Here is a 19,394-nt window from a genome sequence, read left to right as displayed (position 1 = left end):
GACGATCCCGCCCTAGATGTTGATGTCGGTCGGCCGATGGCTGTGAAGCCAGCCGACGACGAGCATGCGGGTGAAGGTGACGGCGGTGAAAACCGACGTCGCGATGCCGATCAGCAGCACGATCGCGAAACCCTTGATCGGGCCGGAACCGAGGACCAGCATGATCAGCCCGGCGATCGCGTGGGTGACATTCGCCTCGAAAATCGTCCGGCTCGCTTCGTGATAGCCATGCTCGATCGCCTGCGCGACGCGGCGACCACGCCGTCTCTCTTCCCGAACGCGTTCGTTGATCAGCACGTTGGCGTCCACGGCGGTGCCAATCGTCAGCACGAAACCGGCGATGCCGGGCAGGGTCAGCGTCGCGCCGAGCAGACCCATCACCCCAAGAATGACGAACACGTTGATGATCACCGCCAGGTTCGCGTAGATGCCGAACCGGCCATAGGTGACCAGCATGAAGATGATCACCGCCACCGCGGCGATCACGGAGGCGAGAATGCCGGCGCGGATCGAATCCGCACCGAGCTGAGGGCCGACCGTCCGCTCCTCGATCACCTTCAGCGCCACCGGCAGTTTGCCGGACCGCAGGGCGATCGCCAGTTCCGTCGCGCTCTGCACGGTGAAATTACCGGAAATCTGCGCCTGACCACCCAGGATCGGTTCGTTGATATTCGGGGCGGACAGCACCGCGTTGTCGAGGATCATCGCGAACGGCCGGCCGACATTTTCCTGCGTCACCCGGGCGAAGCGCTTGCCGCCCGCCGCGTCAAAGCGAATGTTGACCACCGGCGAGTTGTCACGCTGGTCGTATCCCTGCTGCGCCTCGATCAACTGGTCGCCGGAAATCAGCACCTGCCGGTGGACGGCGATCGCCTTCACCACGCCGGGGGAATCGGGATAGGGCAGCACCTGGCTGCCCGGAGGGGCGCGGCCCTGCGCGACGTCGGCCGGATTGGCGGTGACGTCGACCATCTTGAACTCTAGCTTCGCCGTCTTGCCGAGCAGCTGCTTCAGCGCTTCCGGGTCCTGGAGGCCGGGCACCTGGACAAGGATGCGGGTCGCCCCCTGCCGGATGATCGTCGGTTCGCGGGTGCCGAGTTCGTCGATGCGTTTGCGGACAACCTCGGTCGCGACCTGCATCGCGGCGTCGACCGCAGCGTCGCGGCCCGCCGCCGTCGGCGTGACGATGACACGGCTGGTGTCTTCGACCTGCACATTCCAGTCCCGCTGGCCGGTGACGCCGACGCCCTGGGTCAGAGCGCGGATGCGTTCGACCGCCGCGTCGGTCTGCGCCGGGTTGCGGACCAGAAAGCTCAGCCGGCCGCCCTGGCTGGAGATATCGCTGATGTCGATACGGGGATCGCCGCGCCGCATTTCGGTACGGATCGTGTCCTGCATCTGTTCGAGCCGCTGGTTGGCGACGTCGGTCGGGTCCGCTTCCAGCAGCAGGTGACTGCCGCCGGACAGGTCAAGGCCAAGATTGATCCGCGGCGCCGGCAGGAAGCGGGGCCAGTAGGCCTCCGGCACCAGACTGGGCAGCGCCAGCGAGACGCCGAACAGCACGACGCCAAGGATGCTGACGACCTTCCAGCGCGGAAAATCCAGCAGGCCCATCAGTCGTTCGCCGGACGCGCGCCGCCAGCCGGCGTGATGTCGCTCAGCGTTGCCTTCACCACCTTGACCCGGACGTTGGCCGCGATCTCGACCTCGACGAAGGCGTCGTCGACCTTGGTCACCTTGCCGACCAGCCCGCCGCCGGTGACGACCTGATCGCCTTTCCTGGCGGCGTCGATCATCGCGCGGTGCTTCTTCATCCGCTGCTGCTGCGGGCGGATGAGCAGGAAGTAGAAGATCACGAAGATCGCGATCAGCGGGACCATCTGGATCAGAAAGGACATCCCGCCGGTCGGGGCGGCGGCACCGGCCGCCTGGGCATATGCAGGTGTAGCGAACATCGTCAGTTATCGCCTGGCAAGGGGCAGCCGGCCGCAGGGCCGACCGGAAAAGGCGGCGCCTATCACGATGTGCGGGCCGGGCGCAACCGGCCAGCGTGGGGTGACGGTTCGCCCCGCACCTTGCGCCGGGCCGCGACTGGGCTTAATGGGCGCGGCTTCGGGTCGGACGGCCCGTCGGTCGGGGCGTAGCGCAGCCTGGTAGCGCATCACACTGGGGGTGTGGGGGTCGCAGGTTCAAATCCTGTCGCCCCGACCAATTTCACAAGCGGTTTCCAGCGAGGTTATCAGGGAAAACACAGCGTGGCGGACCGGAAGGTTCCGGCGCGGCGCTTTTCGCTGTCCTACAATAAACCTATTTGGTTAGATATGCGAATCGTATCGAACCGAGGAGGCCGGGATGGACATTGACGACCTGATCGACGCGGCGATCGGGCGGGAAGGCGGCTATGCCGACCACCCGGCCGACCGGGGCGGGCCGACGCGATTCGGGATCAGCGAGGCGGTGGCGCGGGCGAACGGCTATGCCGGGCCGATGCGGGCGCTGCCGCGCGCCACCGCCGAACGCATCTACCGCCGGCTGTACTGGGAGCAGCCCGGCTATGCGCGGATCGCCGCCGCCGCGCCGGCGATCGCCGCCGAACTGTTCGACACCGGGATCAACATGGGCCCGGCGGTGGCGACCGCCTTCCTGCAGCGGGCGCTGAACGCGCTGAACCGCGACGCCGCCGATTACCCCGACATCGCCGCCGACGGCGCGCTCGGCCCGCAGACCGAGGCGGCGCTCACCGCCTTTCTCGACCGGCGCAGGCCCGGCGGCGAAGCGGTGCTGCTGCGCGCGCTGAACGCGCTTCAGGGCGAACGCTATATCCGGCTGGCGGAACGACGGCCGGCGAACGAGGCGTTCCTGTACGGCTGGCTGGCCAACCGGCTGGCCTGAACCGGCCGGCCGGCCGGAGCGCGCCGCGCCGGAACGCCGGCAGCGCTCGCCTTCCCCTCCCTTCCCCCCGTTTTCGTGGAGACGAAGCATGGATATTCTCGGCGGGCTGGTCAGCCCGATCACCAAGCTGCTCGACAAGATCATCCCCGACCCGGAAGCGCGCGACGCCGCCAAGCTGGAATTGCTGAAGCTCGAGAGCAGCCGCGAGCTGGACGTGGCCAAGGCGCAGATGGCGGCGATCCTGGCGGAAGCGCAGTCGCCCGACCCGTGGACCAGCCGCGCCCGGCCCAGCTTCCTCTACGTGATGTACGCGCTGCTGCTGTGGGCGATCCCGATGGGGGTGATCGCCGCGATCCGGCCGGACACGGCCGAAGCGATCGCGCGTGGGATGAACGCCTATCTGGCTGGTATTCCGGAACCGCTCTACGCGCTGTTCGGCACCGGCTACCTTGGCTACACCGCCGCGCGTTCCTGGGGGAAGAGCCGGGGGGTGGCGAAGTAGCGAAAGCGGGCAGCGGTGAAGGACTGGAAGACCAGGCCGAAATGGCCTGAGCCTGTCGAAGGCGCCCTCATTCCACGCCTCTGATCGCAACCGAGGAGGCGATGGTGGTCGCGTTTCGACGGCATATGTTGCTGCCGTGGGGCGACCGCCGCTACGCTCTGCAGCCGACGATCCCGCACCTGACACGATCGGCGCTTCACCGCTGTCGGCAATCTCGCGCTTGCCAGATATCGAGGTCGACAGGCCAAAACGGCAGCGGTTCAAGCGCTATCCCATCGGCTTCTGCCACATCGCTATCGCTGAAGTGCAGGCCGCCGAGGCCACCGGCAGACGCTTTCTCCACGAACGCCATGACCAACCGCGCACGCGCCTCGCCGATTTCATCGGCGCTTACAATTTCGGCCGCCGCCTCCGTCTCCGCCTCAAGACCCTCAACGGACTCTCGCCCTAAGAATACATCGCCAAGATCGGACGTCAGGGCCAGAACGGCGCATCGTCAATCCGACCCGCAAAATGCCGGGACTGAACACCTAAGCGGCCGCGCTTCCGCCACCTTGCCGACGTTGATCCAGAATCGGGACGGCGGCGCTATCCCCCGTTTGGGGGAAGCGGCAGCGTAGAAAACGGTTCAGAACCGGGGGCGATACTGACTATCGTCGAAGGGGAACAGATTATGAGGGTTTTATTGCTGTCCGGCGTGCTGGCCGCCTTGTGCGTCCCAACCCAGGCGATGGCGGAAGGCCAGGTCAGCGCCAGCCTGACCGGTGGCACCCTGGGCATCGGGCCGGAGCTGGGGTATCGGTTGTCGGACACGTTTGGCGTCCGCGGCAATGCGACCTTCCTGTCCGTCAGCCACAACTTCGATTCCGATGATGTGACCTATCGGGGCAAGGTGAAGCTGAAATCCGTCGGCATGATGTTCGACCTCTACCCGTTCGGTGGAGGCTTCCGGATTTCAGCCGGCGCGCGCATCAACGGCAACGCCGGAACCGTGCGCGCAACCCCAACCGAGGATATCGAGCTCAACGGCACATCCTATACGCCAACCCAGGTCGGAACGCTGCGAGGCAAGGCGGAAACGAAGAATTTTGCGCCGGCGCTGACACTTGGTTACGGTGGCGGGCTGCGTTCCGGGTTTACGGCCGGCGTGGAAGCCGGGGTGCTGTTTCAGGGCAAGGTCCGGCTACGCAACTTCACCGCCAGCGGGAGCGGCGTGTCAGCAGCCGACCTCGAAGCCGAGCGCATGAGCCTGCAGAGCGATGTCGACGACTACAAGGTCTATCCGATTTTGCAGCTGACATTAGGGTATCGGTTCTAAGTCCTGTCGGTTCAGACGCCTGCCATTGTGCGGCACGCCCCACAATGGCAGGCGCGGATCGCCGCGTGGAGAAGCGACGGACAGGCCCGCTGCCGCGCGCGCTACCGTGGCGGGTTGATATCCGGGCAGATGAAGCGAGTGCCCTGAGAGTCCTTGTCGAACTTGCCGCTGTTGCGGCCGCGGCAGGCGGCCCAGCGGTATTCGTCGGAACTGAGCGGCCAGTTGTTGTTGATGCCGATCGTCCAGCTGTTGCTGAAGCCGCGATCGCATTCGCCGCTGGTCACCGAGCACCAGAACGCCTCTATCGGCACGCCGCATTCGTTGATGATATAGTTCCGGCCGTTCGGCTGGCGGCGGAGGGCGGCGCAATCCATCGCCGAGGCGGCCGGATTGTGGAGCAGGCGGCGGCGGGACGGATCGACAATGCCGTCCGGTGCTACCGGGGACGCCGCGCCGCCGGGCCGGGCGGCGGGCGCGGGGGTAGCGGCGGCGGGCGGTTCGGGGCGCTCCTGCGCCACGGGGGGCTGGGCGCCACGGCGGACGGTGGCGGCGGCGGCGCGGACCCGGTCGCGCAGGGCGGCGCCGGATGCGGCGTTGCATTGTTTCCAGAACGGCGCCGCGTCGATCTTGCCGTTGGGCTGGACGAAAAACTCGCAGCCGCCACGGTGAAAGACGACCGACGGGTTGGTGGCGCGGCGCGGGACCGCGGCGAGGGCCAGGCGCGGCGAGCGGCGGGTGTTGTATTCGGTGATATCGCCGGGGCCGTCGATCAGCCCGTTGCGGAAGGTCACGCGATATTCGACGCGTTCGTCGTAGTCGGCGCCTTCGAACGGCGCCACGCGGCTTTCGACCGAGAAGGTCGCGGTGCCGTGCGCGAGGTTGTCGGCATCGCAGCCGCCGGTCCAGTGCGCGGTGCGGTTGGTGCGGCGCGGGCCGAACAGCGGGTGGTTTTCCGTATAGAGGACGATGATGCAGTCACCTGCCTGCACCGCGCTCCACAGCCCGTCGGCGCTGCGCGTGCCGCCCTGCGCCGCGGCCGGGCCGGCGGGGAACGCCAGCATGGTCGCGGCGGCGGCGAAAAGGGCGTGGCGAAGGCACGGCGCCGCACCATGCCGGAGCGCGGCCGCAACCGTACCGTCCGATTTTCCTGTCATCATGCGCCCCCTGCCCCCGATACCGCCGCGCGAGCGACGCGACGGATCGCGGCGGTATAACCGGACCCGGTCTACAGACCTTCGCCAAGCATGGTGAAGGACTGGTTGCCGGGCACGGGGGTGGAGGCGCGGATGGGCGTGGCGCGCGGCCCTATTTGGCCAGCCCTTCCAGCCGGGCGATGCCGACGGCGGCGACCGCCTGTTTCAGCGTATCGATGCCGGAGACGTTGCCTTCCGCTTCGACCATGAAGCGATCGGCGACGAGGACACCGTATTTGCCCTCGCGCGATTCTGTGTCCCATTCTTCCGTGGTCATCCGCCCGTCGACGATGCCGGTCTTTTCGTAGCCGGTCGCGGTCTGCTTGTTCGACTGGACGTTGAGGGCGCTACCGAGCGAGGCGAGCGCGCCAATGGCGGCGATGTCGGTCACTTCCAGCCGGAAATGATCGTCGCCGCGTTCGTAGCGCGCTTCCGCCCGCGAGCCGCCGAGGCCGCCGGCATTGGCGCCGGAGCTTTCAATCTCCGTCCGTTTCCAGTCGCCGAGCGCGGCGGGGAGCAGGCCCTGCAGCACGTCCGGCGCGACGGCGGTGCGCGGGGTGGCGGCGGCGGCCTCCATCTTACGGGCGGCTTCCTCCATCTTGCCGACATCGACCGAGCCGACGCCGGGGATGGCGAGGGTGCCGCTGACGCTGCCGCCGGAGCCGACACCGATCAGCGGCGCCGGAGCCAGCATTCGTCCGACACCGGCCGCGACCATGCCGACGACCACGAACAGCACCACGGCGGCGATGACGGTGACGACGGTGTAGCCAAGCGCCTTGGCCGCCGGCGCGCGCATGAGCAGCGGCAGGCCGACATAGAGCAGATAGAGGCTGTAGAGGCCGAGCAGCCCAAGCCAGGAGATGGCCGGCAGCGCCTGGAAGATGCCGGCAAGCCAGCCGGCGGTGGCCGCGTAGGCGGCGACCTTCATCGCCTGCACCCGGTTCTTCGTCCCGTCGAAGCTGGGGGCGAGCGCGTCGATGATAAAGGCGAGGACGATCGTGCCGACGACGGTGGCGATGTAGCCGGCGACCGCCGTGCCGAGCGCCGCGCCGATGCTGGGCCGGTAGGTGATACCGAGCAGCGAATGGCCGAATACCAGTCCGCCGACCAGCCCGGCGACCGGGCCGATCGCCGCCAGCGGCAGCACCCAGCCCTTGACGATGCCGGCGACGGTCATCGGCTCCGCATCGATCGCCCGCCATTCTTCCGCCGGCGTCAGCAGCAGGCGCTTCGCCCGGCCGGCATGGGTGGCGGGCCGATCGCCCGGAAACTCTGCACTCATCATGATCCCCTTGCGTGATGGATTGCGCCGGCAGCATGGCGGCTTTTTCGTCGCCCGGCTAGGACGGGAGCGACATTCCTGCCGGTGAGGCGCCGATGACACCGTTGCTGCTGCTGATCGCGTCGAACATCTTCATGACCATCGCCTGGTACGGGCACCTGAAATTCAGCCACGCCAATCTGTGGATCGTCATCCTCGTCAGCTGGGGGATCGCGCTCGTCGAATATTGCCTGGCGGTGCCGGCCAACCGGATCGGCTATGCCCAGGGGCTGAGCGGCGGGCAGTTGAAGATCATGCAGGAATGCGTCGCGCTGATCGTGTTCGCGGTATTCGCCGTCGTTGTGCTGAAGGAACCGCTGAGCTGGCGCTATGCCGGCGCGTTCGTCTGCATCCTCGGCGCGGCGGCATTCATGTTCGCCGGACGGACGGCGTGATTGCACTCGCCCGCCGCCTTCCCATATGCGCTGAACGGATATGACGAGCGGGACAGGCATGAGCGACAGTTTGACATGGCATGGCACGACAATTCTGTCGGTGCGGCGCGGCGGCAAGGTCGTCGTCATCGGTGACGGCCAGGTGTCGATGGGCCAGACGGTGATGAAGCCGAACGCCAAGAAGGTCAGGCGGCTGGGCGACGGACAGGTGATCGGCGGCTTTGCCGGCGCGACCGCCGATGCCTTCACCCTGTTCGAGCGGCTGGAGGCGAAGCTGGAGCGGCACAACGGCCAGTTGATGCGCGCGGCGGTGGAACTGGCCAAGGACTGGCGGACCGACAAATATCTGCGCAACCTGGAGGCGCTGATGATCGTCGCCGACAAGGAGGTGACGCTGGTCTTGACCGGCAACGGCGACGTGCTGGAGCCGGTTGGCGGGATCGCCGCGATCGGCTCCGGCGGCAATTTCGCGCTGGCGGCGGCGCGGGCGCTGTCCGACTACGAAGAGGACGCCGAAACGCTGTGCCGCAAGGCGATGAAGGTCGCCGCCGACATCTGCGTCTACACCAACGAGAATGTGACGGTGGAGACGCTGGACAGCGCCGCCTGATTTTCCCCCTTTCCCTGAGAGACGCATGAACGATTCCCTGACCCCGAAAGCCATCGTCGCGGCGCTGGACGCGCACATCATCGGCCAGACCGAGGCGAAGCGCGCGGTTGCCGTCGCGCTGCGCAACCGCTGGCGGCGGCAGCGGCTGTCCGCCGACCTGCGCGACGAGGTGACGCCGAAGAACATCCTGATGATCGGGCCGACCGGCTGCGGCAAGACCGAGATCAGCCGGAGGCTGGCCAAGCTGGTCGACGCGCCGTTCGTCAAGGTCGAGGCGACCAAGTTCACCGAGGTCGGCTATGTCGGCCGCGATGTCGAGCAGATCGCCCGCGACCTGGTCGAAGAAGCGGTGCGGCTGGAGAAGGAGCGCCGCCGCGCCGCGGTGAAGGACAAGGCGGAAGAGGCGGCGATGGGCCGGCTGCTCGACGCACTGACCGGCAAGGATTCGAGCGAGGCGACACGCAGCGCGTTCCGCCAGCGGTTCCGCGACGGCCATCTGGACGAGACCGAGATCGAGATCGAGCTGCAGGCGGCGCCGCAGATGCCGTTCGAACTGCCCGGCGCCGGCGGCCAGGTCGGCATGATCAACCTGGGCGACATGATGGGCAAGGCGTTCGGCGGCCAGCAGACCAAGCGGCGCAAGCTGAGCGTGCGCGCGGCATGGGACAAGCTGGTCGAGGAAGAGGCGGAGAAGCGGCTGGACCAGGACGAGGTCAGCCGCGTCGCGCTGGCCGACGCCGAGGCCAACGGCATCGTCTTCCTCGACGAGATCGACAAGATCGCGGTCAGTGACGTGCGCGGCGGATCGGTCAGCCGCGAGGGCGTGCAGCGCGACCTGCTGCCGCTGATCGAGGGGACGACGGTTTCGACCAAATACGGGCCGATGAAGACCGACCACATCCTGTTCATCGCCAGCGGCGCGTTCCATGTGGCGAAGCCGAGCGACCTGCTGCCCGAACTGCAGGGGCGCCTGCCGATCCGCGTCGAGCTGAAGGCGTTGAGCGAGGAGGATTTCGTCCGCATCCTGAGCGACACCAAGGCCAGCCTGCCGCAGCAATATCGGGCACTGATCGCCACCGAAGGCGTCGAGATCGCCTATACCGACGATGGCATTCGCGCCATTGCCCGGATTGCGGCGGAGGTGAACGGCCAGGTCGAGAATATCGGCGCGCGCCGGTTGCAGACGGTGATGGAGAAGCTGATCGAGGATGTCAGCTTCCACGCCGAGGACCGGACCGGCGGCACGCTGACCATCGACGCCGCCTATGTCGAGGGTCAGCTTTCCGGCATCGCGCGGAACACCGACCTCAGCCGCTTCATCCTGTAGCCGGCCGGGCGCGGGCGACGAACAGGCCGAGCAGCGCGCCACCGAGCAGCACCGCCGCGGCGATGACGAAGCCCAGCCCCGGCAGCGTGCCGATCGACAGGCTGTAGACCCAGCCGAAGAACAACGGCGAGGCGATGCCGGCGATGCTGGCGACGCTGTTGTTCGCGCCCTGAAGCTGGCCCTGCTCGTTTTCGGCGACGCGCGCGGTCATCAGCGCCTGCAACGTCGGCATCGCCAGGCCCCACAGCGCATTGAGCAGCAACGCGGCGGCGAACAGCCAGGCGGTGGGCGCGATGCCCATCGCCAGCAGGCCGAAGGCGCCGCCGGTCAGCCCGACGATCATCGTCCGCCGATCGCCCAGCCGGCGGGCGACCGGGCCGACGAGCAGGCCCTGCACCGCCATGTCGAGCAGGCCCGCGCCGGCGAGCAGCAGCCCGACCTCGAACGTGCCGAGGCCGTAGCGATGGCCGGCATAGAGCACGTAGATCGCCGAAAAGACGTGATGGGCGAAGTAAAGCAGGAAGTTGATCGCCGCGAGGCCGGTCAGGTCGTTATGCGAACGCAGCAGCCGCAGCGCCCCGAGCGGGTTGGCCCGCGCCCAGGTGAAGGCCATTCGCCGTTCGGGCGGCAGCGATTCGGGCAGCACCAGCCAGCCGTAGAGGAAGGCGCAGGCGGACAGGCCGGCGGCGACCCAGAACGGCACGCGCGGTCCCCATTCGCCGAGCACCCCGCCAAGCGCCGGGCCGGCGACGAAGCCGGCGGCGAAGGCGGCGCCGACCAGCCCATAGGCGCGCGCCCTGCCCTCTGGCGCGGTGATGTCGGCCATATAGGCGAAGACGGCGGTGAAGCTGGACGAGGTGATACCGCCGATCAGCCGGCCGACCGCCAGCCACCACAAATCGGGGGCGAGCGCCATCAGCACCCAGTCCATCGCCAGCCCGGCGGTGGAGATCAGGATCACCGGCCGGCGGCCGTAATGGTCGGACAGCGCGCCGATTACCGGCGAGCAGAGAAACTGCATTCCCGCCCAGATCGCGATCAGCGCGCCGTTCCAGATCCCGGCCGAAGCGGTCGACCCGGCAAATTCCTCGACCAGCGTCGGCAGGACCGGGATGATCAGCCCCATCGCCATCACGTCGAGCAGCGCCGTCACCAGAATGAAGGCGATGGCGGGGCGCATCCGGCTGGGTGAGAGGTGAATCGACACGGAAAAAAGGGGCCTTTCAGGCGCAGATCTGGCGGCCGGGCTGCTTAAAGGCTGCGCGGGATAAAGGAAAGCGAGGGTTGGCCGCGCTGCCGGTGCGGGTTCGCAAGGACGAGGGGGGTCCGGCAGCGGGCGGAGAAAAGGGGGGCTTGTGCGAACGCTCTTGGTCGATCACGCGGCGGCTTTACGAGCAAAGTCCATGTCCGCTGCGACAATCAGGGACTGCCTCTCGGTTTCATCCTGATGGGCGGCGAAGCGTCAGACTACACCGCCGCCGAACCGCTGATGCAAATCCCTGTCGGGGCACCCAAGGCACTGCTAGCGGACAAAGGCTATGATGGCGACCGTTCCGGGAAAGCCTGCTGATCCGGGGGAGGCCTGCCGATCATCCCGCCACGCTCGAACCGAAAGGTCCCCGAACATCCCGACTATCGTCTCTACAAGGATCGCAACCGGATCGAACGCATGTTCGGCAAGCTCAAGCAACAGCGCCGCATCGCCACGCGCTACGACAAGACCACCCTATCCTTCAAAAGCTTTCTTAACCTTGCAGGCGCACGCCTATGGTTGAAGTCTTTTGTCAACGCAGCCTAGTGACTTAGCAGGACGGTAGGATTTACCACCCATAAGGCGGCGCATGTTTATTGGCGTTTTATAGGGAGGTAACGGCATGAAAAACCCGATTTCAAAGGTCGGCGTTCTCTGCCTCTCTCTAATCGCAGCAGTCACACCTACTCCGTCCGAAGCTAAAAAATACGATAAATGCGTCATCGTCCCCGTTGAGAGTAACGGAAAGAGATACATCGCAGTTCAGAGGAAATTTGGCGGATATGATGTAACAGACAACATACCGCTGGGCATGTCATATCTCTTTACCGTGCTGGAATCTGGAGAGTATTTTTGCACTAGGCGCCTATCTTCTGGAATAAATGAGTTCATAGATAGTGACGGCAACCTATGGGATTTTGGAATTGGCGCAAGCTGGCAGCAGGTTCGGGGCTAGCAAGCAGGGGAACATATCTTGGTGACGTTCAATGAATTGTTGAGCGCGAACACAATTGATCCAGCGCAAGTGACCTTGCTGCGTCATAGTGGCAAGGCGCGTTTGGGCATTACCCCCTATGACCTGTGGCAGCGGCGCGATGGTTCATTTGATAGATACCAGAGCACGCAAGCCCCCGGCAAAGCCCTGTTCCAATCGCCCTATTGGGCCAGCTTCGTATCCAACCCGGCGAATGAAACGCTGTTCGTCGGGTTGTATTCCGCCAGCCTTGGGGACCGAGCAGAAATAGACTGGCTATGCCCGATGACCGGGATGCCACCGGGGGCGGATAAGGGCCGCGAAGCCGACCTGTATCATCTGACCCTGCTGGACACTTTCAGGGAGCACCGGGACACCCTGAAAATCCAATGGGATGATGGTTGGATTGCATGGGCACGATACGCCTACCGGAGCGACCATGCCATTATCGGGGACGTGGACACCGGGCAGATTGCTGCCTTCGCCGCGTCCCCGGAAGGGGAAGCGATGTGGCAGATGCAACGGAAGGTGGAGCGCAGTTCCCGCATCGCAAAGGCCGCGCTGGCGAAGAATGCCGAAGTGCATGGGGGCATCCATGCCTGCGAGGCTTGCGGCTTTCAGCATTCAGACCGCGCCATGTTCGACGCCCACCACCCGCATCCATTGCTGGCCGGGCCGCGAAAGACACGGGCATCAGACCTGATAGTGCTGTGCCCCCTATGCCACCGCCGCGCCCATCGCAACCCGAACAGGATGCTGCCCTATGGCCTGACGGAGCTTCGAGCGTGGAACGACGGGGGGCGGCCCTAGCCCGCGTTGACAAAAGGGATCCCCAATTGGTCCGGGTTCTGATTCAAGGCTGCTTTTTTGGGAGCAGTCATGGGTCGCGGAGACTTGTCGGATGCCGAGTGGGACCTGATCGGCTCCTTGCTGCCGTCCGAACGCGGGCGTTGGTCGCAGCCGGCGGGTTAGACCAGCCGGGACTGCTTGACGGCGGCGCCGATGAAGCTGGCGAACAGCGGATGGGGATCGAACGGCTTGGATTTCAGTTCCGGGTGGAACTGGACGCCGACGAACCAGCTATGGTCCGGCCGCTCGACGATTTCCGGCAGGGTGCCGTCCGGCGACATGCCGGAGAAGACGAGGCCACCCGCCTCCAGCGCGTCGCGGTAATGGGCGTTGACTTCGTAGCGGTGGCGGTGGCGCTCGCTGATCTCGTCGGTGCCGTAGATCGCGCGGACGACGCTGTTGCCGGCAAGCGTTGCCGGATAGGCGCCGAGCCGCATCGTGCCGCCGAGATCGCCGCCGGCCTCGCGCTTCTGCAGGCCTTCTTCCGACATCCATTCGGTGATCAGACCGACCACCGGTTCCGGCGTCGGACCGAATTCAGTCGTCGACGCATCGGCAATGCCGGCGAGGTTGCGGGCGCCTTCGATGCAGGCCATCTGCATGCCGAGGCAGATGCCGAAGAACGGCACGTTGCGTTCGCGGGCGAAGCGGACGCTGGCGATCTTGCCTTCCGACCCGCGCTCGCCGAAGCCGCCGGGAACGAGGATGGCGTGCATCGGCTCAAGCTGGGCGGCGAGCGCGTCTTCATGCTCGAACAGTTCCGCGTCCAGCCAGCGGACATTGACCTTGACCCGGTGGGCGATGCCGCCGTGGACCAGCGCCTCGTGCAGCGACTTATAGGCGTCCGGCAGACCGACATATTTGCCGACGACGCCGATCGTCACCTCCCCTTCCGGGTTGGACAGGCGGCTGACGATTTCCGACCAGCGCGACAGGTCCGGGCTGTCGTTGGCGGTGATGCCGAAGGCGCGCAGCACTTCGCGGTCCAGCCCCTCGGCATGGTAGGCCTGCGGCACGGCATAGATGCTCGGCGCGTCGAGCGCCGGGATCACCGCTTCCTTGCGGACGTTGCAGAACAGCGCGATCTTGGCGCGCTCGCTGTCCGGCAGCGGCTGTTCGCAGCGGCAGACCAGCACGTCCGGCTGGATGCCGAGGCTGGTCAGTTCGCGCACGCTGTGCTGGGTCGGCTTGGTCTTCAGCTCACCGGCGGCGGCGATGAACGGCACCAGCGTGACATGGACGAACACGGTGTTTTCGCGGCCGATGTCGTTGCGGAGCTGGCGGATCGCCTCGATGAACGGCAGCGATTCGATGTCGCCGACGGTGCCGCCGATTTCGCACAGAACGAAGTCGACATCGTCGGTATCCGCCTGGGCGAAGGCCTTGATCGCGTCGGTGACGTGCGGGATGACCTGCACCGTCGCGCCGAGATAGTCGCCGCGCCGTTCGCGCTGGATGATCGTCTGGTAAATGCGGCCGGAGGTGACGTTGTCGCTCTGCCGCCCCGGCACACCGGTGAAGCGTTCGTAATGGCCAAGGTCGAGGTCGGTTTCCGCGCCGTCGTCGGTCACATAGACTTCGCCGTGCTGATAGGGACTCATCGTCCCCGGATCGACGTTCAGATAGGGATCGAACTTGCGGATGCGGGCGCGATAGCCCCGCGCCTGCAGCAACGCCGCGAGCGATGCCGCCATGAGACCCTTGCCAAGCGAGGAGACCACGCCGCCGGTGATAAAAATGAACCGCGCCATGGGAGTTGATGCCTAGCCGCGAACCATACCCGACGACAAGCGGCGTTATCCGTCTTGCGACGAATAATTCGCTGCGGCCGGGTGCGGCCGATCAGTTGGTGGAGGTGGGCGAAGCCGCCGGCGTCGGGGTGGCGGCGGCCTTTGGCGCCGGAGTCGCCGCGGCGGTGGGCGATGCCGCAGGCGCAGGCGCCGCGACCGGTGCCGGGGCACCGCCGCCGGTCGCCTGCTCTGCCGCGGCGGCGAGCGGATCGTCCACCGGGAGCGGCGGCGCCTCTCCCTGCTGCTGCGCGGCCGGTGCCTGGGCGGCAAGGCTGGTATCGATTTCCGTCGTCTTGCGCGAATGCGCGGCGACGAAGGCCAGCGTGATGCTGAGCAGGATGAAGATCGTCGCCAGCACGGTGGTGGCGCGGGTCAGAAAGTCCGCCGCGCCGCGCGCCGACATCAGCCCGGCCGGGCTGCCGCCGCCGCCCATGCCGAGGCCGCCGCCTTCCGATTTCTGCATCAGGATGATGCCGACGAGCGCGGCGGCAACGATGGCCTGAACGACGAGGAGAAAAGTGAACATGCGTGCTCTTGCGGATAGGGGGCGGCGAAAGGCGCCGGATATGGCGGCCGCCTTAGCGAATTGGCGGCCGTGGTTCAACCACGGCTTTCGCCGGCGGCGACGATGATCGGCACGAAATCCGCCGCGGTCAGGCTGGCCCCGCCGACCAGCGCGCCGTTGACGTCGGCCACGCCGAGCAAGGCCGCCGCGTTCGACGCCTTGACCGACCCGCCGTAGAGAATCCGCACCCCCCGCCCGACATCGCCATAGGCGCCGGTGAGCGCCGCCCGGATCGCCGCGTGCATTTCCGCCACGTCATCGATCGACGGGGTGCGGCCGGTGCCGATCGCCCAGACCGGTTCGTAGGCGACGACCAGCCGGTCGGCGGCGGCGGGCAGCGAGCCGGCGAGCTGGGCGGAGACGACGGCGACGGCGTTGCCGGCGTCGCGCTCCGCCTCTGTCTCGCCGACGCAGACGATCGCGGTCAGCCCGGCGGCGATCGCCGCTTCCGCCTTGGCGCGGACCTCCGCGTCCGTTTCGTGCTGGTCGGCGCGGCGCTCGCTATGGCCGACGATGACCAGTTCGGCCCCCGCTTCGACCAGCATCGCGGCGGAGACGCAGCCGGTATGCGCGCCCGACGCGGCGGCATGAACGTCCTGCCCGCCGATCGGCACCCCGCGCCCGGCGGCGCCGGCGATCAGGGTGAAGGGCGGGCACAGCGCGACATCGACGCCGGGATGCGCCCGCGCCGCCGCCGCGATCGCGTCGACTTCCGCCAGCGCGGCCGTGCTGCCGTTCATCTTCCAATTGCCAGCAACGAGCGTCCTCAGCACGATCCGTCCTCCCTTGGTCAGCCGATCCGCCCCTTTCCCCCGTCCCGCCGGAAAAATGAAGAGGCGACGTGCCCGGCGGGCGATATTCGTCCCGGCGCTTGATGCCGCCCGGCGCGCCCCCTAAAGCATGGTTCGACTTCCTGATCCAATCGCAGCGACGGATACCGCATGTTTGCATTTTTCCGCGGCCTGACCAATTCCAAGATCGGCCTGTTCTTCGTCGGCATCTTCGTCGTCGCGATCGCCGTCGGCTTCGCCATGGCCGACATGAGCAGTTACCAGATGGGTGACGGCGGCGGCGGCCGCACCACCCTTGCCACGGTCGGCAAGCAGAAGATCGACGCGACCGAGTTTTCCCAGCGCATCCAGCGCCAGCTCGACCTCGCCCGGCGCGACCGGCCCGACATCACCATGCAGCAACTGGTGTCGGCCGGCGGGGTGGAGGACATATTGGCGCAGCTGGTCGACAGCGTCGCCCTCAGCGAATTCGCCCGCAGCCAGGGCATGCTGGTCAGCCGCAAGCTGGAAGACGGGCAGATCGCCAGCATTCCCCTGTTCCGCGCGTTCAACGGATCGGTCGACCGCGCCGCGATCGACCAGTTCCTGAACCAGACGCGGATGACCGAGGCCCAGTTCCGCGCCGAACTGTCACGCGAGGCGATGACCAGCCTGCTGATGACGCCGGCGTCGGGCGCCGCCCGCGCGCCGTTCGGCCTGGTCACCCCCTATGCGTCGATGCTGCTTGAGGAACGGGCCGGTAGCCTGGGCTTCGTGCCGGTCAGCGCGGTCAAGACCACGGCGCCGACCGATGCCGATATCGCCGCCTACTACCAGCGCAACGCGATGCGTTACACCGTGCCGGAACGCCGCACCGTGCGTTATGCGACGATCGCCCGCGCCGCCGCCGCCGCCGGGGCGGCGCCGACCGAGGCGGAAATCGCCAAATATTATCAGGACGAGAAGGCGCGCTACGCCGCCCGCGAGACCCGCCGGCTGAGCCAGGTCATCGTGCCGGACGAGGCCACGGCGAAGGCGATCGCCGCCAAGGCGGGCGCCGGCACTCCGCTTGCCACCGCCGCCGAAGCCGCCGGCTTTGCCGCCGCCGTGCTCGACAAGCAGACGCGCGAGGGCTTCACCCCGCAGAGCAATGCTTCCCTTGCCGCCGCCGTATTCTCTTCGCCCGCCGGCACGGTGGTGACGCCGGCCAAGTCGGCGATCGGCTGGCATGTCGTGCGCGTCGACGCGATCGAGGCGACGCCGGCGCGCAGCCTCGACCAGGTGCGCGACGAAATCGCCGCCGCGCTGAAAACGCAGAAGGCCGATCAGGCGCTGTCCGACATCGTTGCGCGAATCGAGGATGCGGTAGCGGAGGGCGCGACCTTTGACGAGGCGGTGAAGGCCAACGGCCTGACCGCGAAGACCACGCCGCCGCTGCTGGCGAGCGGCGTCGACCCGGCCGCGCCCGATGCCCCGGTGACGCCGGAAGTCGCCGCCGCCGCCAAGGCCGCCTTCGCATCCGAACAGGGCGACGACCCGACCGTCGAGCAGGCGGTATCGAACGAGCTGTTCGTCCTCGTCGCGCTCGACCAGATCATCGCCGCCGCCCCGCCGCCGCTGGCCCAGATCCGCGCGCGCGTCACCGCCGACCTGATCGCCGACCGCGGCATGGAGGCGGCACGCAAGATCGCCGACGCGGCCATCGCCAAGGTCAAGGGCGGCAGCACGCTGGCCCAGGCCTTCGCCGAAGCCGGCACCCCGCTGCCCGCGCCGACCGCGATCGGCAGCCAGCGGCAGGACATCATGCGCCCCGGCCAGCGGGCGAACCCGGAAATGGCCCTGCTGTTCAGCATGGCCGCGAAAACCGCCAAGCCGCTGGAAGCGCCCGACCGCAGGGGCTGGTACGTCGTCTATCTCGACCGGGTGAAACCGGGCAACGCAACCGGCCGGCCGGACCTGGTATCGGCGGCACGGGCGCAGTTCTCGCAGGTGCTGGGTCAGGAATATGCGATGCAGTTCGCCGCGGCAGCGCGCGCGGCGGTAGGCGCGACCCACAACACCGCGGTGGTCGAGCGGCTGAAACGCGAGCTGGTCGGCGGCCCCAACCAGTGACGGACGGCGCGGGCGACGCAGCGGCGCGCGCGGCGCTGGCCGCCGGTCGCCCGGCGCTGGTCTGGCGGCGGCGGATCGCCGACACCGAAACCCCGGTTTCCGCCGCGCTGAAGCTGATCGAGCCGGGCCGCGGCGACTATCTGCTCGAATCGGTCGAGGGCGGGCAGACGCGCGGCCGGCACAGCCTGATCGGCCTGGCGCCCGATCTGCTGTTCCGCGCCGTCGGCGACCGCGCCGAGATCAACCGCCAGTGGCTGACCGACCGGCAGGCGTTCGAGCCGGCCGAGGGCGGCGCCCTGTCGGCGCTGCGCGCGCTGGTCGCCGCGTGCCGAATGGAGGTGCCGCCGGAATTGCCGCGCGCGCTGGCCTGCCTGGTCGGTTATTTCGGCTATGAGACGATCGGGCTGGTCGAGAAGCTGCCGCGCCCGGCGCCCAACCCGCTTGCCCTGCCCGACATGCTGTTCGCCCGGCCGACGCTGATCCTGATCTTCGACCGGCTGACCGACGAGCTGTTCTTCGTCGCGCCGGTGTGGCCGGAGGCAGCCGGCGGGGTCGACGCGGCGGTCGAGCGGATCGAGGCGGCGATGGCCCGGCTGGCGCGGCCGCTGCCCGCCGAGGCCGCGCCCGCCGCCCTGCCGGAGATCGCGGCGACGCCGGTTCTGCCCGCCGGGCGCTACGCCGAAATGGTCGCCAGCGCGCAGGCGCATATCGCCGCCGGCGACATTTTTCAGGTGGTGCTGGCCCAGCGTTTCACCACGCCATTCATCCTGCCCCCATTCGCGCTGTACCGCGCGCTGCGCCGGGTCAACCCGTCGCCCTTCCTCTATTACCTCGACCTGCCCGGCTTCGCGCTGATCGGCAGTTCGCCGGAAATCCTGGTCCGCGCCCGCGACGGCGAGGTGACGATCCGCCCGCTGGCCGGCACCCGCCCGCGCGGCCGCACCGCCGCCGAGGACGCCGCCAACCGCGCCAGCCTGCTCGCCGACCCGAAGGAGCGGGCCGAGCACCTGATGCTGCTCGACCTGGGCCGCAACGACGTCGGCCGGGTCGCGGCGGCGGGCAGCGTGACGGTGACCGACAGCTACGCGGTCGAATATTACAGCCACGTCATGCACATCGTGTCGAACGTCGTCGGGCGGATCGCGCCCGGCAAGGACGCGCTCGACGCGCTGTTCGCCGGCTTCCCGGCCGGCACGGTCAGCGGCGCCCCCAAGGTCCGCGCCTGCGAGATCATTGCCGAACTGGAGCCGGAAACGCGCGGCGCCTATGCCGGCGGTGTCGGCTATTTTTCTCCCGATGGATCGATGGATTCGTGCATTGTGCTGCGCACCGCCGTGGTCACGGACGGGGTGATGCACGTCCAGTCCGGCGCCGGCATCGTCGCCGACAGCGACCCGGCGGCCGAACAGCGCGAATGCGAGGCCAAGGCCGGCGCCCTGTTCGCCGCCGCCCGCGAAGCCGCCCGCATCGCCGGGGAAGCGGGGTTCGGGCAGTAGCCATTTACCGCCCGCCAGCGTTTGCC

20 protein-coding genes, 1 tRNA gene and 1 pseudogene are annotated in these 19,394 nt (G+C 67.7%); 14 read left to right on the top strand and 8 right to left on the bottom strand.

Annotated elements, in window-relative coordinates:
- Positions 1-12: 12 nt before the first annotated feature.
- Both secD and yajC read right to left on the bottom strand, forming a co-directional pair.
- Entirely contained in the window at positions 13-1,608 is a 1,596-nt protein-coding gene (gene secD / locus ACMT1E_RS02405; RefSeq protein ID WP_414903254.1) for a protein translocase subunit SecD, read from the bottom strand.
- A gap of 5 nt (positions 1,609-1,613) precedes the next feature.
- Positions 1,614-1,955, bottom strand: a complete 342-nt coding sequence (gene yajC, locus ACMT1E_RS02400) for a preprotein translocase subunit YajC (RefSeq protein ID WP_414902015.1) — start codon at positions 1,953-1,955, stop codon at positions 1,614-1,616.
- 179 nt (positions 1,956-2,134) lie between these two features.
- Between yajC and ACMT1E_RS02395 the strand changes: the two genes are divergently transcribed.
- From ACMT1E_RS02395 to ACMT1E_RS02375, 5 genes and pseudogenes are all read left to right on the top strand, one after another.
- A tRNA-Pro gene (locus ACMT1E_RS02395) sits at positions 2,135-2,211 on the top strand.
- Between the two features lie 141 nt (positions 2,212-2,352).
- On the top strand, positions 2,353-2,892 hold the full coding sequence (locus ACMT1E_RS02390; RefSeq protein ID WP_414902013.1) for a glycoside hydrolase family 108 protein: 540 nt from the start codon (positions 2,353-2,355) through the stop codon (positions 2,890-2,892).
- A gap of 88 nt (positions 2,893-2,980) precedes the next feature.
- Positions 2,981-3,394: a holin family protein gene (locus ACMT1E_RS02385; protein ID WP_414902012.1), complete on the top strand. Its 414-nt coding sequence runs from the start codon at positions 2,981-2,983 to the stop codon at positions 3,392-3,394.
- A 71-nt stretch (positions 3,395-3,465) separates the two neighbouring features.
- A pseudogene (locus ACMT1E_RS02380) lies at positions 3,466-3,701 on the top strand (IS481 family transposase); the annotation flags it as partial.
- Positions 3,702-4,067: 366 nt separating this feature from the next.
- A complete protein-coding gene (locus ACMT1E_RS02375) occupies positions 4,068-4,712 on the top strand; it encodes a hypothetical protein (RefSeq protein WP_414902010.1) in 645 nt (214 codons plus the stop codon).
- 101 nt (positions 4,713-4,813) lie between these two features.
- On the opposite strand, the gene ACMT1E_RS02370 is transcribed toward ACMT1E_RS02375, so the two are convergent.
- Both ACMT1E_RS02370 and ACMT1E_RS02365 read right to left on the bottom strand, forming a co-directional pair.
- Positions 4,814-5,866, bottom strand: coding sequence for a hypothetical protein (locus tag ACMT1E_RS02370; protein ID WP_414902009.1), 1,053 nt, complete (start codon positions 5,864-5,866; stop codon positions 4,814-4,816).
- Between the two features lie 151 nt (positions 5,867-6,017).
- Positions 6,018-7,190 carry a Yip1 family protein gene (locus tag ACMT1E_RS02365; RefSeq protein ID WP_414902008.1) on the bottom strand — a complete coding sequence of 391 codons (1,173 nt, stop codon included), beginning with the start codon at positions 7,188-7,190 and terminating at the stop codon, positions 6,018-6,020.
- Positions 7,191-7,285: 95 nt separating this feature from the next.
- On the opposite strand from ACMT1E_RS02365, the gene ACMT1E_RS02360 reads away from it, so the two are divergent.
- Genes ACMT1E_RS02360 through hslU form a run of 3 tightly spaced genes read left to right on the top strand, consistent with a single transcriptional unit; the run spans position 7,286 to position 9,561 of the window.
- Positions 7,286-7,624: a DMT family protein gene (locus ACMT1E_RS02360; RefSeq protein WP_414902007.1), complete on the top strand. Its 339-nt coding sequence runs from the start codon at positions 7,286-7,288 to the stop codon at positions 7,622-7,624.
- A gap of 58 nt (positions 7,625-7,682) precedes the next feature.
- Positions 7,683-8,234, top strand: coding sequence for an ATP-dependent protease subunit HslV (hslV, locus tag ACMT1E_RS02355; RefSeq protein WP_414902006.1), 552 nt, complete (start codon positions 7,683-7,685; stop codon positions 8,232-8,234).
- A gap of 25 nt (positions 8,235-8,259) precedes the next feature.
- A complete protein-coding gene (gene hslU, locus ACMT1E_RS02350) occupies positions 8,260-9,561 on the top strand; it encodes an ATP-dependent protease ATPase subunit HslU (RefSeq protein WP_414902005.1) in 1,302 nt (433 codons plus the stop codon).
- On the opposite strand, the gene ACMT1E_RS02345 is transcribed toward hslU, so the two are convergent.
- Entirely contained in the window at positions 9,551-10,768 is a 1,218-nt protein-coding gene (locus tag ACMT1E_RS02345) for a TCR/Tet family MFS transporter (RefSeq protein WP_414902004.1), read from the bottom strand. The genes hslU and ACMT1E_RS02345 overlap by 11 nt on opposite strands.
- 51 nt (positions 10,769-10,819) lie before the next feature.
- Between ACMT1E_RS02345 and ACMT1E_RS02340 the strand changes: the two genes are divergently transcribed.
- From ACMT1E_RS02340 to ACMT1E_RS02325, 4 genes are all read left to right on the top strand, one after another.
- Positions 10,820-11,131, top strand: coding sequence for a transposase (locus tag ACMT1E_RS02340; protein WP_414903252.1), 312 nt, complete (start codon positions 10,820-10,822; stop codon positions 11,129-11,131).
- A 99-nt stretch (positions 11,132-11,230) separates the two neighbouring features.
- On the top strand, positions 11,231-11,359 hold the full coding sequence (locus ACMT1E_RS02335) for a hypothetical protein (protein WP_414902003.1): 129 nt from the start codon (positions 11,231-11,233) through the stop codon (positions 11,357-11,359).
- 76 nt (positions 11,360-11,435) lie between these two features.
- Positions 11,436-11,768, top strand: a complete 333-nt coding sequence (locus ACMT1E_RS02330) for a hypothetical protein (RefSeq protein WP_414902002.1) — start codon at positions 11,436-11,438, stop codon at positions 11,766-11,768.
- Positions 11,769-11,789: 21 nt separating this feature from the next.
- Complete coding sequence (locus tag ACMT1E_RS02325; RefSeq protein ID WP_414903251.1) at positions 11,790-12,596, top strand: HNH endonuclease; 807 nt, start codon at positions 11,790-11,792, stop codon at positions 12,594-12,596.
- Positions 12,597-12,754: 158 nt separating this feature from the next.
- On the opposite strand, the gene ACMT1E_RS02320 is transcribed toward ACMT1E_RS02325, so the two are convergent.
- The 3 genes from ACMT1E_RS02320 to tpiA all read right to left on the bottom strand — a co-directional run bounded on the left by ACMT1E_RS02320 (position 12,755) and on the right by tpiA (position 15,730).
- Entirely contained in the window at positions 12,755-14,386 is a 1,632-nt protein-coding gene (locus tag ACMT1E_RS02320) for a CTP synthase (RefSeq protein WP_414902000.1), read from the bottom strand.
- Positions 14,387-14,477: 91 nt separating this feature from the next.
- Positions 14,478-14,951: a preprotein translocase subunit SecG gene (gene secG, locus ACMT1E_RS02315; protein WP_414901998.1), complete on the bottom strand. Its 474-nt coding sequence runs from the start codon at positions 14,949-14,951 to the stop codon at positions 14,478-14,480.
- A gap of 74 nt (positions 14,952-15,025) precedes the next feature.
- Positions 15,026-15,730: a triose-phosphate isomerase gene (gene tpiA, locus ACMT1E_RS02310; protein WP_414901996.1), complete on the bottom strand. Its 705-nt coding sequence runs from the start codon at positions 15,728-15,730 to the stop codon at positions 15,026-15,028.
- A 201-nt stretch (positions 15,731-15,931) separates the two neighbouring features.
- Between tpiA and ACMT1E_RS02305 the strand changes: the two genes are divergently transcribed.
- Both ACMT1E_RS02305 and ACMT1E_RS02300 read left to right on the top strand, forming a co-directional pair.
- Positions 15,932-17,872 (top strand): peptidyl-prolyl cis-trans isomerase, encoded by a 1,941-nt coding sequence (locus tag ACMT1E_RS02305; protein WP_414901995.1) that lies wholly within the window; start codon positions 15,932-15,934, stop codon positions 17,870-17,872.
- Entirely contained in the window at positions 17,869-19,368 is a 1,500-nt protein-coding gene (locus ACMT1E_RS02300) for an anthranilate synthase component I family protein (RefSeq protein ID WP_414901994.1), read from the top strand. Before ACMT1E_RS02305 ends, ACMT1E_RS02300 begins: the two co-directional genes overlap by 4 nt.
- The last annotated feature ends 26 nt before the right edge of the window (positions 19,369-19,394 follow it).

The sequence above is a fragment of the Sphingomonas flavalba genome (assembly GCF_047553045.1).
GTDB classification, from domain to species: domain Bacteria; phylum Pseudomonadota; class Alphaproteobacteria; order Sphingomonadales; family Sphingomonadaceae; genus Sphingomonas_L; species Sphingomonas_L flavalba_A.
The sequence above is the reverse complement of the archived record's forward strand: the minus strand, read 5'-3'. Positions and strand labels throughout refer to the sequence as shown.